The sequence below is a fragment of the Desulfocicer vacuolatum DSM 3385 genome, assembly GCF_900176365.1.
In the GTDB taxonomy this organism is placed as follows: Bacteria; Desulfobacterota; Desulfobacteria; order Desulfobacterales; family Desulfobacteraceae; genus Desulfocicer; species Desulfocicer vacuolatum.
Genome location: NZ_FWXY01000014.1, coordinates 82,741 through 98,500, shown reverse-complemented (window position 1 = coordinate 98,500; position 15,760 = coordinate 82,741). Strand labels below are relative to the sequence as shown.

Below are 15,760 nucleotides of genomic sequence, written 5' to 3'. Positions count from 1 at the left end.
GGCGGTTATATGAAAAAATAACATTATTGCAATTTACCAAAGACAATAAATTCAATTTTGTAATCCTTTTAAAAGCAATCAAAAATCACAATTTAATAATATACCTTTAAAAATCAATATTTTGTATTTATTTTTTTAGTGTGGCACGCATAATGCTTATTGAGAAGATAACAATTTAAAAAAGTTAATCACGATTATTTTACATACAACAACATCTAAGCATTGGAGTAATATCATGAGCATGAGCAAAGAAGATATCCTCAAAATTATTGAAAAAGAAAATGTTAATTTTTTTAGAATGCAGTTCTGTGACATCAATGGGTTTATGAAAAATGTTGCAGTTCCCAAAAGTCAAATTGAAAAGGCCCTGGACGGCAAAATGATGTTTGACGGCTCTTCCATTGACGGTTTTGCACGTATCCATGAATCAGACATGTATCTGGTACCCGACTACAACACCTTTTGTGTGTTACCCTGGAGAAACAAGGCCGGGGTTGCTGCAGCCAGAATCATCTGCGATGTTTATAAATCTGACGGCACCCCCTTTCCCGGATGTCCCCGTGTCAACCTGAAACGGGTGCTGGCAGAGGCCAGACAAATGGGATACACAATGAATGTGGGTACGGAAGCAGAATTTTTTCTCTTTAAACTGGATGCCGAAGGTAAAAGTACCACACAAACCGATGACAATGCAGGTTATTTCAGCCTTGATCCCGAAGATACAGGTCTCAACTGCCGTCGGGAAATCATTGAAACCCTGGAAAAGATGGGTTTTGAAATTGAAGCCTCCCACCATGAAGTGGCCGAGGGACAGCACGAAATTAACTTTAAATATGCCGATGCCCTGACCTGTGCAGACAATACACTGACCTTTAAATGGGTGGTTAAATCCATTGCAAAACAACATGGCCTCCATGCCACATTCATGCCCAAACCCATTTTTGGGGTCAACGGCTCCGGCATGCACTGCAACCAGTCCCTTTTTAACCTGGATGGCACCAATGCCTTTGCCGATGAATCCGGTCCACTGAAACTCAGTGAAGTGGCGTATCAGTACATTGCAGGCCTAATGAAAAATGCCAAAAGCTTTTGTGCTGTCACCAACCCCCTGGTCAACTCTTATAAACGTCTTGTGGCCGGATACGAAGCACCAGTATACATTGCCTGGTCTGCGTCCAACAGAAGTGCTCTGTTAAGAATTCCTGCATCCCGGGGTATCGGTACCCGTGTGGAAGTCAGATGCCCGGATCCGGCATGCAATCCCTATCTGGCATTTGCCATGATGCTCAATGCCGGTCTGGACGGCATTAAAAATAAACTGACACCGGCCCCTTCAACGGACATTGATATTTTTGCCATGGACGCTGCAGAAAAAGATGAGGCATGTATCGCGGCCCTGCCCTCGTGTCTGCGTGAGGCCATGGATGAAATGATCGCCAATCCCATTTCCAAAGAGACACTTGGGGATCATATATTTGAAAAATATGTTTTCAACAAAAATAAAGAATGGGATTCCTATCGAATTGCTGTCACAGATTGGGAAATAAAACACTACCTTGATATTTATTAATACCTGAACTTTCGGGCTTCATTTCAAAGCTGGCATTTTTAAATGTACCGATGGGCTCAGTGTGCCGACGGGGTCAGGCTTTTGTTATTGATGTTATCGCCCAAAGCCTTTGCCAACGAAAAAAGCCTCGATAATGTCAATAACGAAAGCCTGACCCCACCACGAAATGCGAACACCGAAAGTTGAGTTAATACTTAAAAAATCATTGGCAGCCTTAAGACAGTCATAAATATTCCGGCAACCATATACACGGATGGACATATTATTATATAAGCATAATAGTTAAACCGTTTGAGCAATGGACCATCCGTGTATATGGTTGCCGGACCGCTTATGTTTCATGAGACACTTTTGTGCACATTTTATGATACACATTTATACTTTCCTGGAAAAAATATCGTCAATCACGACGAAGTAATCCCCACCCCCTCCATTTTTATCACATAAAAAACTTGAACATCAAATTAAAGATATTTATTTCAAAATATCTTACATATATGGCACATCTTTTGCTTTTTAGAAACAATAAATTTAACGCCCGAATCTTTATTTTAATAAGATTCATTTATCTGATGTTTTATATGAAACACTCCGCAAATGAGGGGCGTATTTCAAGCTTCGTTGTGGGTGGAACCGGATCAGAATACGGTCCGCCCGTGGCGGTTTATACCAGTAATAATTCAACAAAAGGGGACAAAATGAAAAAAGTTTTAATCGCCTACGTGAGCAGAACCGGTGTGACAGAAAAAATGGCTAACTATCTGGCAGAAGGCATTCGCATTGCCGGACACGACGTAACTTTGAAAAAAACCGCCTCCATTAAGAACGAAAAAGAACTGGGCGGTTTTGATGGATTCATTTTTGGATGCCCCACCTATCATAAGGATATGACCTCGGGCATGAAACAATTCCTCTTTCTGGCAGAAAAAGCCAATCTCACCGGAAAAATAGGCGGTGCCTTTGGTTCCCATACCCACAGCGGTGAAGCGGCCCCCATGATATTTGATACCATGCAATATGTTTTTAAAATGGATACCGTGGATCTTGGTGCTTTAAATCTCACAGAGGCCATGATGGAAACCGACGAAGGTGTAAAGTCCTGCCAGCAGTACGGAAAAGCATTTACTGAAAAATTTTAATGAACATGCCTGCATGACTTGATAATTCAATTACTCTTCAGGAGAAATCCCCCCACTATTTCTCCTGAAGTGCCTTTCCCGTGTATTTCAGAAGGTGTATTGCCCGGAGGCGCCAGATATGCTAAGAACAAAAGAACTGCCAGAAGGCGTCATCCGGAGTAACCCTGACATGAAAACCGACACCACCGTTAGCCCCTGCCAAGGGCCCATAAATAACCTTCCCCTGGGGGCCTCACTCTATGCAACATTTTTGTGTATTCTATTCGGAGCCAATCCAACAGCCATTAAAATAAGCCTTGAAGGATTTGGAATATTCACCGTGGCTGGACTCAGATTTTCCATTGCGGCCCTGGCTCTCATTTTGTGGGCTGCCCTCACCCGACGCCCCCTGGCATTGAAAAGCAAAAAACAGGTATTGCAAATGGGCAAACTTGCCTTGATTTTCATTACACAAATCACCTGTTTTTATACCGGCTTGAGCAAAACCACCGCCTCACATGGCACCTTAATCGCCAATCTGCTGCCGTTTATTGTATTGATTCTGGCCCACTTTTATATCCCCGGAGATCGCATTACCATGAAAAAAAGCATTGGTATCGTTTTTGGATTCAGTGGGGTGTTATGCCTGTTGCTGGACCAGGGAGGGTTTTCCGGAGAGATTCACAGGGGAGATTTCTTTGTGTTTGTGGCGGTCTCTTTATGGGGATGCAATGCCGTTTATCTCAAAAGGATCATTGCCGATTATCATGCAGTTCAGGTCACCGTCTATCCCATGCTCTTTTCCATTCCCTTCTTTTTTATGGCTGGATGGTTCTGGGACGCCCCCATGGTGGGCACCATTGACACCTCTGTTTTTTTATCCATACTCTACCAATCACTTGTCACCGCTGCATATGGCTTTATTTCCTGGAATCTCATGCTCCAGAAATTCGGAGCCACGGCCATGCACACTTTTGTTTTTATTATGCCTGTTTCCGGCGTTTTTTTTGGCGTATCTCTTCTGGGAGAACCCTTGACTGCGGCATTGATCATGTCCATAATTCTCATTGCCACCGGAATCATGGTGGTACACCTCCACCTGCCCCGGCAAAAAAAACAGGCCCTGCCCATGGTCAAGCAATGATCATAGGGGCATCAGCAATTTTAAATTTACCGTTTATTCGGGGTCTCATTCACGGGAAATAACAACCATAGATTATTAAATGGTAAATCACTAAGGTATGAATCCCTAAGGGGTATCTTCCAAGGATAGTTTTAACACCGTATTTATGGAATCAAAAGGGGAACACATCCCGATTCTAACTGGATGCTGACATGGGAATGCCACCCTTTAAAATCACCATCAAGTTCAACTGGTATGGGGGTTACAGAATCAATGTCAACGATTTTTCCCTTGAAATATTTCACCCCCCTCAACCGGGTCACACGGCTGAATTTTGCATAAACACCGTATCTCAATAAAGACAACAGATTCATGTGGGGGAACACAATAATATCAAGGACTCGAGTGTCCACACCGGCATCAAAAGCGATGTCACAAATCCCCCCATAATTACGCACATTGCACACAAGCACCATGGCACCCCGGGTGCATTTTGCACCATCAACCACCACATCAAACCGGGAATGGGCAGGATTTATCAAAGCCCGAAAAATGGGCATGATATAGCTTAAATTGCTCACCCTTCCCCGTCTTATTTTTTTAACCTCTTCGGTCACCCGGGCATCAAATCCGGCCCCGGCCACCATGATAAAAGAATCATTGTTCATCTTTGCCACATCTGCCATCACCACCCTGCCCTTTTCCAAAATATCTGCCACCTTGACGGCAGATTCGGGCAAATCAAGATCATGGGCCAGAAGATTTGCATTTCCCATGGGCATCTGAATAATGGGTATGGAAAACCCCTGGGGAATACCATTGATGATTTCATTCACTGTCCCATCTCCACCAACGATAACCACCCGATCCACCTCAGAAGTCACCTGGGATATGCGCTCTTTTCCATCACCGGCATATTGTGTGAGATAAGGTTCCACAGTATGGCCCCGGTTTTCAAGGATACTTTGAAGTTCACAGATTTTCTTCTCGCCATCACCACCGCTGGCAATGGGATTTCCGATTATTAATATATTCATGCTCTGACATCCTTATGAAAAAATGGTGTTCAAGTACCCTCAAAGGTGACAAAGAAGTCCACCTGTGTGGTTTTTTTTATATGAAATACTCCGCAAACCGGAGGTGTATTTCAAGCTTTGTTGTGGGCAGGCCAAGGCCAGAATATGGTCTACCCATGGCAGTTATAGATTTTTTAAATCACGAAGATATTCCTCATACCGCATGAGATAAAAAGACAAGGGCCGTGAAAATTTTCTGCCAAGAATCCCATCCACAAACATCCTGCTCACATGTTGCTCATACCCCAACAACCCTTGAGACAACAAAATAATTTTTCGCTCCTCAGGGGTGAATCGCCCCATCATCTCCCTGAGAGTTATGCGGGCCCTGGGCTGGTACATCCAGAAATAGAGCATATCAAGGGCATTAATAATGAGCACAGCCATGAGATCCCGCACTTGGGCATTATTACTGTTCAACAACCGTTCGGGTGCTTCCAGCAAGGCAAGTTCGTCAACATCAGGATAAAGCAATTCCAACCGGGAATAGGCATCCAGAATCTCAGCAAATTTACGCCGGTAATTCCGGGTCCTGAGGGCAATGTTCTGCATACGATCCGCAGGTCCTTCAATCAAAGCCGCCACCAGATCAGAGGCGGCTTTGGAAATAACCGCAGCCCATTTTTGAAGAATATTTTCAACCCCGATCACCCCCATTCCGTTGAGGACACCACCTGTCACAGCACTGAATAAAATGGCAATGGGAATGGAAAAAAGGCTTCGAAACAGGTTACCGATGATGGCGGAACGGGGAAATCCCCTGAAAGCATTATGGCTGGCAAGATAAATACCATTGGCCGTGGCCATGATGGCATAAAGTGCTATGGGGCTGCTTGACACCGTAATGCCAAGTCCATGATCCAGTAAAAGCGTTTTAATAAAATAATCCAGCAATGGAACAGAAAATCCCGTAAATAACAAAGAGTCTGTGATTCGCTCCCAGCTGACATAATCATTCCACCGCATCAGCGGAGATCGAATGATGCCTCCCCCCCCGAGAACTGCCTGGACAATGTTTCTTAAACCGGTGATGCCAAACCAGATAAAAGCGCCAAAATAAGCCAGGACCCACCAATCTTTAGTTAAGGCAAAGGTGGCAAAGGCCGGAATAAACCCAATGAGAACTTTGAGGCTGTTTTTAACCCCGGTGTTAAGGTTGCCCCAGGATTTTTGGGGCGGTGCATCCTGTTTTTCACGCAGGGGTAAAGAAAGGGAAAGGGCCAGCTCTTCCCGGGCATGTTGACGCCCTCCCCCAAGGGTCACAATATTGCCCGGGCTTTTCATGGTGGTGGAATATTCCTCCAGAATCCATTTTTTCACCTTTTTTGCCCCCAAATACTCCAGCCCGGGAAGGGCACTCAACATATTTCGTACCCGGGCAATGAACCCATGGGTACGGCTCACCGGAATGGATGTCACGCTGGGATAGGTCTTGATGTGCAGCGGAAGAATCAAACGGGAAGAGGCACTGCGGTACACCTCCCTGCGGGCCCTGGGGGGAAGGGAGTCCACAATGCCCACGCCCATGCCATAGGCCAGTAAGGATCGGCCTGTGGAATCACTGCCAACCCGTGATTTCAAAGGAACACCTTTGTACATATTCTTGAAGGTGGCAAGATCATGGAGGATATTGACAAGTTTTTCCCGGCGATGGGCACCATCTTTATACTCTTTTTTTTCCATGCCCTGGATCACATGGCGAACCACCCGCTTAAGACGAATGAGACTCCCGTCATTAATGGCCTGCTGGAGCTCATTGATGGGGGGAATGTGATCATGGTGCCCTGCTGCATAATCTTTAAGATTCAATATTTCCAGACGAGTGATGAGTCCTCCCCCGTCATAGAGCAGCTCCAGAACATCCTCCACCTTTAGATTGCTCAGATTCAGAGTTATTTTAAAACTGTAATGAAGTTTGGCAATCCGGGCCATCAGCTCTTCCACGGAAAGGGTCAAGCGTTCGGGCACATCATCGCCGTTGCAGGGAATCCAGGGACAGGGGATGTCAGGATAATGTTCAGCGGAAAAATAATTGGCAACAATGCTTGCGGTGGTGAGGTTTTCCAGCACATCGGCATAAGATTTCACCCTTTGTTCCCCGGATGCATTCTCCTGCCCCGCTGACGGGGTGGTATTGTCTTCCCGGTGGGGAGTGTGCACTGTTTCAACAACATCAGCATCCCCTGTAGAAAAGTCATCCCCTGGGGATGATTGCTGGCTAACAAGCTTTACACACAAATGATAAACATATTCCCCCAAATGAAGAATGGATGCCTGACCCGGCAAAACAAATTTCAAAAACCGGTCAGGATCCAGGGGGGGGATATCAATGCCGGTTTCCTTTACAAATCGATTACGATGATCGCGGTTAAACGCTTTTAATAATTGCAGTACATATTTTTGCTGATACTGCATCACAGCCCTGCCTTTTTCCATGAACGCCATCACATGGGGTTCGGCCAAAAAACACAAAAAAGACTGGGAATCCATAAAGCCCCTGGAAACCCATATCAATGACACATACCGATCTCTGTAAAGGGCACTGAATTCAATGCCGATGCGTGTATCAATGCCCATGATCTCTGCAGCTTCCACAAGCTCTGCCACAAACCGGGGCTCCAGATATTGATAGTAAATCACCCTGAGCCTGCGAATTCCTTTTATCCAGGCATCCATTATAAGATGGGTGGGGGTTTTACGGCCCTTGCTGTTGGCATCATGGACATGATCGTCAAAGGTAAGTTGATTCCACTCTTCTGGCATCTCTAACAAATGATATTTCTGAAGCTGTCGACGAATCAGGCCGGGCTTGCCCGATGCGGTCTTCCGAAAATCATGGGCCAATTCCAGCTGGCGGACATAGTGCCCCCTGGCCCTTACCATTTCTTTCATCAACTGCAGCAACACCCGGGCCGAATTCATGGGCATGGGACCGGTACTGGTATCAATCACCTCATCGCGCAATCCTTTTAATGCCTGGATACGATTTTCCTCATCTCCCCGCTCCAGGGAATTGAGCAGATGCACAACGGAATAGGCAATGCGAAGTCCCTTGGACTCTGCCAATTCCTTGATTCCCAAGGGATGAAAAAAGGGATAATACAATTTTCGGGTATACCCAAGAGAGAGCGGGCTGTCATAGAGATCATTGACGATCTTAATGAGATCATGATCCCTGGTGTCAAAGAAGAAACGGAGAGGCAAAAGGGAGTTTCCTTGCCGCTGTAACGATTTTTGATCCATTAAAGTGTTCACCTTTTTATTCCTTACCATAGGGAGTCATAGGTTTTCAATTTAGCACATTTTTTATAAGAAGACCTAAGTCGGGCAAATTTTCAAGTTTTATTATGGACAGAAACAGGTTAAAATATAATCTGCCTGTGGCAGTTAAACGCCAAGCCAAGCCAAGCCAAATGATAATAGACATGCCCATAAAGCAATAGAGTTTCTTTGAATGGTTAAAGTTACTCCCCGCTGCAAAATGAAAGAAGTCAAATCTCTCAAAAATGAAAGCTGAAAATCAAAAATTGATCATAACAGTTTTCAATTATACCATGGGGTTGTCTTTTGTCATGCCATATATGACAAAATTTATAAGAAATTCAAAAATAATCCACCGCAACTTTTCCATGTCTATAGTTTTCCTGGCCTACAGAAAAGGAGTCACATGGTTAAGCGTGTGACTCAACAAATGACCCATCATTGATTCAGCACCAATATTTTCATGGCACACATGAAAATGCTTTATTTCAGAATACTTCCATAGGTATTTATTCAAAAACAATTTTGCCATTTAATTTTATTTAAACCCCAAAAATCCTTGGTTTGATCGGTTATAGCCAATGATCCTAAAAAATGGCTCAAAATCACTTCACAAAAAACAGTGGAAATCTATCTTGACATGGGTGGAGACTTTAGATATGAATGCTTATAATTACATTTTTTTAGAAAAGGCCTCTCTTGCATAGGCTCAGCAGATCACACTGAGATCTTTGCATAAGTTTGTTTTTTAAAGATTTACATATACAAACCACTGTTTTATTGAAGTATATTTCCAGAAGCGCCCATTATTTTAATATCTCATACTATCTTTGATCCGGAGTCTTTAATATGCCTTATAAATCACACACTTTCTGTACAGACTGATTGTTTTCACCCTATTTTACCTGACATTCATCAATGATGAGCTATGCACCCTGCTTTTACAATAGATTAAATTTCCCTTAGGAGTCTCGTGACAATAAAAAGCATGACTTTTTATTTATATTCCTTTAAAATTCAGTAGTTTCAAAACAAAAAGAAAAGTCATTTATTTCTATGCGGCTTATTATTATCCTTCATCTTTATTTTTATTAAAAACAAATTACCCCGAAGGTCTTATTTATGCTGTAATAGTTTCTCTGCTATCTTCTTTTCAAGTTGAATATGAACTTTGATTTAATATATTTATAACTCAACTTTCGGGCTTCATTTCAAAGCCGGCATTTTTAAATGTACCGATGGGGTCAGTGTGCCGACGGGGTCAGGCTTTTGTTATTGATGTTATCGACCAAGGCCTTTGTCAACGAAAAAAGCCTCGATAATGACAATAACGAAAGCCTGACCCCACCACGAAATGCGAACACCGAAAGTTGAGTTTATAAGGAAGCGGGTTTTATTAATAACCTACTGCTGTCAAATGCTATTTAAATTTTCAACAATATATCATACGCATCTTTATTTAAAGCATTTGCAGCTACAATATATCCAATTTAGTTTTAATGTCCAAATTTTGAATTATAGAGCCGATGCTTACTTAATTGCATCCATTTGAAAGAACAATAGATTCTAATAACCGGCCTTCACCGAAAGCTGAGGTGGTATATTGAAAACGCCTGCCTCCCTATATGGCTCACGAGAGTGAAGCAGTACACCTGACAAAATTAATAACAAACCATAGGAGGTATCATGGGTTCACATATTGTGGTTACACCGTCACACATTTGCGACTCGAAAATTGCCATCGCCGCAATTAACTCAGGTGAAACAGGTATTCTTGATTTAGGATATGGAAGCAATATGAAAAACATACTGCGGTCCATTGATTTACTGAAATATTCTGTAGGAAACAATAAAAATTGGGGTATTCGTTGGGATTCCTTAGGATCACCACTTCGCTCCCCCCAATTATTATTAGAAAAAATTAATATTCCAATACCAATAATAATTCTTGCGGGAATATTGCCTTCAGAAATGGAAAAGGCACGCCAGATAACACAACAATACTCCTCAAAAGTTTTTCTGGAAGTAACAACTCAAAAAGAGGCAAAATCCGCCCAAGAAGCAAAATTTAACGGTGTCATTCTTAAAGGAAACGAAGCTGGAGGTTATATAGGCAGCGAGTCTTCTTTTATTCTACTCCAACAACTCAAAGAAAAAATAGATATTCCGTATTGGATATGGGGAGGTATGGGTGTTCATACCACTGCAGCAGCCTGTTTAGCTGGAGCAGAAGGAGGCGTTTTTTGCGAACAACTCTGGCTTTCTGATGAATCTCCTTTTTCTATGGAGGAAAAAAAATTCTGGGAGAATATGGACGGCAGTGAAACAATATGCCTGGGACATAAAGATTGTTTTTTCAGATTATTTAGCCGTACCGGACGATACAAAATACGCGAATATGAGAGCCTGCTGGCAAAAAGCGACAATTGGCGCGTCACCATGACTCAACTTCTGCTGGATGCAAATGAAAATAATATATTTATACCTTGTGGACAAGACATCGGCTTGGCATCCCACCTCTCCAAAACCTTTGGAAGTACAGAAACAATTCTTGCTGCCATTGAAAAGAACTGTGTGGAACACATCAAAAAAGCAAAAAAACATTGTTCGCTTGCAAAACACTCTCCCCTTGCCAAAATTCATGGAACTACTTATCCCATTCTCCAGGGCCCCATGGCCAACATAAGCGATGTTGGTAAATTCAGTCTCAAAGTTGCCAATGAAGGGGCTCTTCCCTTTGTTGCACTTTCTGCCCTTCCTGGTGACCGCATCAAAGAGATTTTGAAAGAGGTACGCAATGAAGTGAAAAATTATCCCTGGGGAATAGGAACATTGGGATTTCTTCCTGGAGAGCTTCGCCAAAAACAGTTTGAGGTTTTTAAAAAATTTAAGCCCCCATTTGCCATTGTCGCCGGTGGCCGTCCCAGCTTGGCAATGGCATATGAAAAAGAAGGAATTTCAACTTATCTCCATGTGCCCTCCCCTGGTCTTCTTACTCAATTCATCAAAAAGGGATGTTCTAAATTTATTTTTGAAGGAAGAGAGTGTGGAGGACACGTGGGTCCACTTTCGAGTTTTGTTCTATGGGAATCAATAATTCATACGTTGTTATCCAACGAGATTGCTGATTTAAAACAAATTCATGTTATTTTTGCAGGCGGTATTCATGATGCCCTTTCGTCAGCCATGGTTCAAACCCTTGCAGCCCCACTTGCTGCATCAGGGGTAAAATTGGGTATTATCATGGGGAGTGCGTATCTTTTCAGCAGAGAAGCTGTTAATTATAATGCCATCACCCCTGAATATCAAAAACAGGCCCTTGCCTGTGACACCACACATTTACTTCAATCTGGAATCGGACATGCTTCTTGCTGCATGGCAACTCCATTCATTGAAAAATTCTATAAAAAAAAGCAAGCGCTGATATTAAGTGGAAAAAAGGATATGGAAATCCTACAGGAACTTGAATTAATGAATCTGGGACGCCTTAAGATTGCTTCCAAAGGAATCGCTACTTCTTACAAAAAGTCCCCAGACAAAAATGATGTGTCCCATATTCAAGTTGAAGAAACAGAGGTGGATGATAAGACTCAACGAGAAGAGGGACTGTTCATGATAGGACAAATTGCCAGACTCCATGATAAAACTTTTTCCATTAAAAAACTTCACACAGATGTCACAGAAAAAAGCCTTGCAAGCTTTGATGCCTTCACCTCAAATCCCAACCCCAAGCATGATATTTCAATGGAAAAAGCACCTTTGTCTGCGGCTGAAAATGAAGACATTGCTATTATTGGAATGGCTTCTTTTCTGCCAGAGTCTAACAACAACAAGGAATATTGGCACAATATTCTGAATCAAGTGTGTGCTATACGGGAAATCCCTGGGAACAGATGGGATATCGATATTTTTTTTGATCCAGATCGCCGATCCATTGAAAAAAGCTACTCTAAATGGGGAGGTTTTTTAAAAGATATAACCTTTGATCCGGTTAAATACTCCATGGCCCCCAAAAGTCTCGAATCCATAGACTCCAGCCAGCTGCTGGCCCTGAAAGTTGCCAGCCACGCCTTGTCCGATGCGGGATATAATAAACCAGAATTCCCTCGCAAAAACACAGCAGTCATATTTGGTGCCGGGGGGATCAACAGCCTGGGGATGGATTATGGTGCCCGTGCCATGTCAAACTATTATGCTGGTATGGTTTCCGATATCCCTGAAACACTGAAAAAAAACTTACTAAACAACCTTCATGCCAGGCTACCAAAATGGACATCAGACACATTTCCAGGTGTCTTGGGCAACGTGATTGCCGGTCGTATCAGCAATCGATTTGACCTTGGTGGTATGAACTTTACCTGCGATGCGGCATGTGCATCATCTTTTGCTGCACTGGATATTGCCGTAAGGCAACTCAGAACACAGGCATGTGATGCAGCACTTGTGGGCGCAGTTGATACTGGAAACCATCCTTTTGAATATATAATGTTTTCCCGGGCACAAGTGTTATCTCCTAAGGGGCAGAGTCTTCCATTGGATGACAGGGCAGATGGAATAGTTCTCAGCGAAGGGGCGGCGGCCATCGTATTGAAAAGATTGACTGATGCAGAGCGGGATAAAGATCGCATTTATGCCGTTATTAAGGGCATTGGTGGTAGCAGTGATGGACGGAAAAAAAGTCTGGTCTCTCCCAATGCAGCAGGACAGGTACGCGCCATGAAAATAGCATATAAAGATGCGGGTATCAATCCAGACTCCGTTGATCTATTGGAAATGCACGGAACAGGCACCATTGTTGGAGATAGAGTTGAGATGCAATCCTATCGGGATTTATTCATGCAAAATGACATAACAACAAAAAAACATTGTGCCGTGGGTTCGGTAAAATCAATGATTGGGCATACAAAAATCACAGCAGGCTTGGCCGCGTTAATAAAAACATCCTTGGCATTGGAACATAAAATTCTTCCACCAACCATGGGTGTCAAGAAACCTAACACAAAAGTAAACTTTACTGACTCACCTTTTTACATCAATACCGAAACCCGCCCATGGATTTTAAACAAACCTGAAGACACACGAAAGGCAGGTTTGAGCTGTTTTGGGTTTGGTGGCACCAATTTTCATATTGTAATGGAGGAATATGTCCAAAATAACAAAAAAAGTAATGCAAAAAACTTAATTCCTCGTGATGTGGAAATTTTTACATTTTCCACCCAAACACGTGCCCAGCTGCAAACTAAAATTCAAAATTTACTTATTCTCTTAGAAGGGGCCCAAGGGGTTGAGTTAAACCAATTGGCTTACAGTGTATTTCTTGATTCGTACCAATATCAGCCCCCAAAACCCGATTGCCGATTAAATATTGTTGCCATGTCGCTGGATGATTTGAGGAACAAGCTTAAAATGGTAAAATCGAATCTGGATGGAAATAACGACATAGAGCAAGCACATTTGGGTATTTACTACTCAGAAAAATCTTTTTTCAATGACTCCACAGCCCCATTGAAACGCATATGTTTCCTGTATCCAGGCCAAGGTTCCCAGAAAATCAACATGTTTAAGGATTTAATAATCTCCATGCCTGAAACATATAAACTGATTGAGTATGGAGATAAACTCACCCATGGAGCTTATGATCGTCCACTTTCCAACTTCATATTTCCCACACCTGTCTTCTCTGATAAGGATAGACGTAAACAGCAGCAGGAACTGAACCAGACACAAATAGCACAACCCGCTTTGGGTTTAATTAACCTTCTTTCACATGATATTCTTAAATTATTTGGAATCAAGCCAGATATGGTCGCAGGACATAGCTATGGAGAATATGTTGCCCTTTGCACCGCAGGAGTACTTTCACGCAAAGATTTAATCCAATTGTCTGAAAATCGTGGCAAATTGATTGCAAATTTATCCCCCCAGACTCCCGGCACCATGGCAGCCATCAGGGCTGATTCTGAAACGACCTCCCACCTTATTGAAAAACTGGGCCTTGATGTTTCCATCGCAAATTACAATTCTCCAATACAAAATGTAATCAGCGGTTCTGTGGACGCCATTGACAAAGCGGTTGCAGCCATTACAGCACAAAGAATTCCAATCAAAAAAATCCCCGTTACGGCAGCTTTCCACACCAATGCCATGGACAGTATCAGTACCAATCTGGAAAAAAGCCTTAAAAAAATCACTTTAAACAAGCCTGATATAAAAGTATTCAGTAATGCGACATCGCAGCCCTATCCCCACAAAAATGATGAAATATTAAACCACATTAAAAACCATGGCTCACAAGCGGTAAGATTTGAAAAAATGATTCAAAATATGTATGATGCCGGAGCACGTTTATTTATTGAAGTGGGTCCAGGCCGGGTGCTCACCGGACTGGTCAAGGCGATTCTGGGAGATGCCCCTTTCTCCATGGTATCCATGGATGCACAAGGACGTTCTGCATGGGACCAATTATCCCACTTGTTGGCCTCGGTTAAAACATTGGGTATTCCGGTGGATTTGGCCCCTTGCTTTAAAGGGCGGGGTTTGAAATCTATCAGTACAAAAAATTTAATCCAAGAAGCTCGGTCCAATTCCACCCCAGGGCCCATGGCATGGAGAATATTCGGCGGTCGTGCAGAACCCTATCATCGCGACCTTAGGAAAGATCCTCCAGTTAAGAAAAAAGACGTCAAAATTGTTAAACACACCATAAAAAATGAAGCGCCTATAAAAAAACAGCGGGCAAAGCAATCGTTTTCAAAACAAAACTCAACTATTATACAAAATAAGGAGCGCATCATGTCCTCACAAAAAACGACAACTTACTCCCCCAATGCTGCTCAGACAAACATTCCAGGCAACGAGGTTTTAAGAGTTTTGGACCAATGCAACAAAACGATGGCACATCTTTTTGAAATGCAAAAAGAACAACATCGAACAACGCAACAATTCCTGCGCATGCAGGAAAGTATGATCCAAGCAACTATCCACGGAAATTCCAATAGTAATTCTGAGCAAAATATTAATCAACAAGACAATATCCCAGCGCAGTTTGAACATGAAAACCCAATCATTGTAACCCAGGCAGTTCCTCCCAGCCCCACCCTTCCAACACTGGAAAAGACCTGGCCGGATGCAACCCCGGATGAAAAACACAATACACCATACAATGAGCCATCCCGAACATTTCAAACTGAAGTGAAATCCGATGATGTCGTAACTTCTCCAGAAAAAAATACAACACCCACTGAAGGAAAAAAAACAACCCGACAATTTTCAAAGCTACCTGATATAAATGAGTTTAAGCAAAAACTTATGGAAACCACCTGTGAGTACACGGGGTTTCCTGAAGATATGCTGGACTTAAACATGAATATGGAAGTAGATTTGGGAATTGACTCCATCAAAAAACTGGAAATATTCAGCGCATTAGACGAACAATATCAACTCATAGGAACTGACAATGAGGAAATGATTATTGATGAATTATCGGCCATAAATTCCTTGGGAGAAATTATTGAATGGTATGAAAAGAAAAGAGAAGATCTTTTAAGCTCCAAGTCAATGAGCTCACAAAGTTAGGTATATCTTTTAGAAACTAACAGTGTATGTATTTTCT

6 protein-coding genes are annotated in these 15,760 nt (G+C 42.7%); 4 read left to right on the top strand and 2 right to left on the bottom strand.

Translation table 11 applies throughout. From position 1 onward, the window contains the following. The first annotated feature begins 235 nt into the window (after positions 1-235). The 3 genes from glnA (at position 236) to B9A32_RS13330 (ending at position 3,832) form a co-directional block, all read left to right on the top strand. Positions 236-1,570: a type I glutamate--ammonia ligase gene (gene glnA / locus B9A32_RS13340; protein WP_084069941.1), complete on the top strand. Its 1,335-nt coding sequence runs from the start codon at positions 236-238 to the stop codon at positions 1,568-1,570. Between the two features lie 581 nt (positions 1,571-2,151). Continuing rightward, entirely contained in the window at positions 2,152-2,709 is a 558-nt protein-coding gene (locus B9A32_RS13335) for an NAD(P)H-dependent oxidoreductase (protein ID WP_232367159.1), read from the top strand. Positions 2,710-2,827: 118 nt separating this feature from the next. Beyond that, on the top strand, positions 2,828-3,832 hold the full coding sequence (locus B9A32_RS13330; protein WP_232367158.1) for a DMT family transporter: 1,005 nt from the start codon (positions 2,828-2,830) through the stop codon (positions 3,830-3,832). Between the two features lie 143 nt (positions 3,833-3,975). Here B9A32_RS13330 and B9A32_RS13325 read toward each other — a convergent pair whose 3' ends face one another. Together B9A32_RS13325 and B9A32_RS13320 are read right to left on the bottom strand one after the other, a co-directional pair. Then, complete coding sequence (locus tag B9A32_RS13325) at positions 3,976-4,848, bottom strand: diacylglycerol/lipid kinase family protein (protein WP_084069940.1); 873 nt, start codon at positions 4,846-4,848, stop codon at positions 3,976-3,978. 162 nt (positions 4,849-5,010) lie between these two features. After that, a complete protein-coding gene (locus B9A32_RS13320) occupies positions 5,011-8,130 on the bottom strand; it encodes a hypothetical protein (protein WP_084069939.1) in 3,120 nt (1,039 codons plus the stop codon). A 1,704-nt stretch (positions 8,131-9,834) separates the two neighbouring features. On the opposite strand from B9A32_RS13320, the gene B9A32_RS13315 reads away from it, so the two are divergent. Continuing rightward, positions 9,835-15,723: a type I polyketide synthase gene (locus B9A32_RS13315; RefSeq protein ID WP_084069938.1), complete on the top strand. Its 5,889-nt coding sequence runs from the start codon at positions 9,835-9,837 to the stop codon at positions 15,721-15,723. The last annotated feature ends 37 nt before the right edge of the window (positions 15,724-15,760 follow it).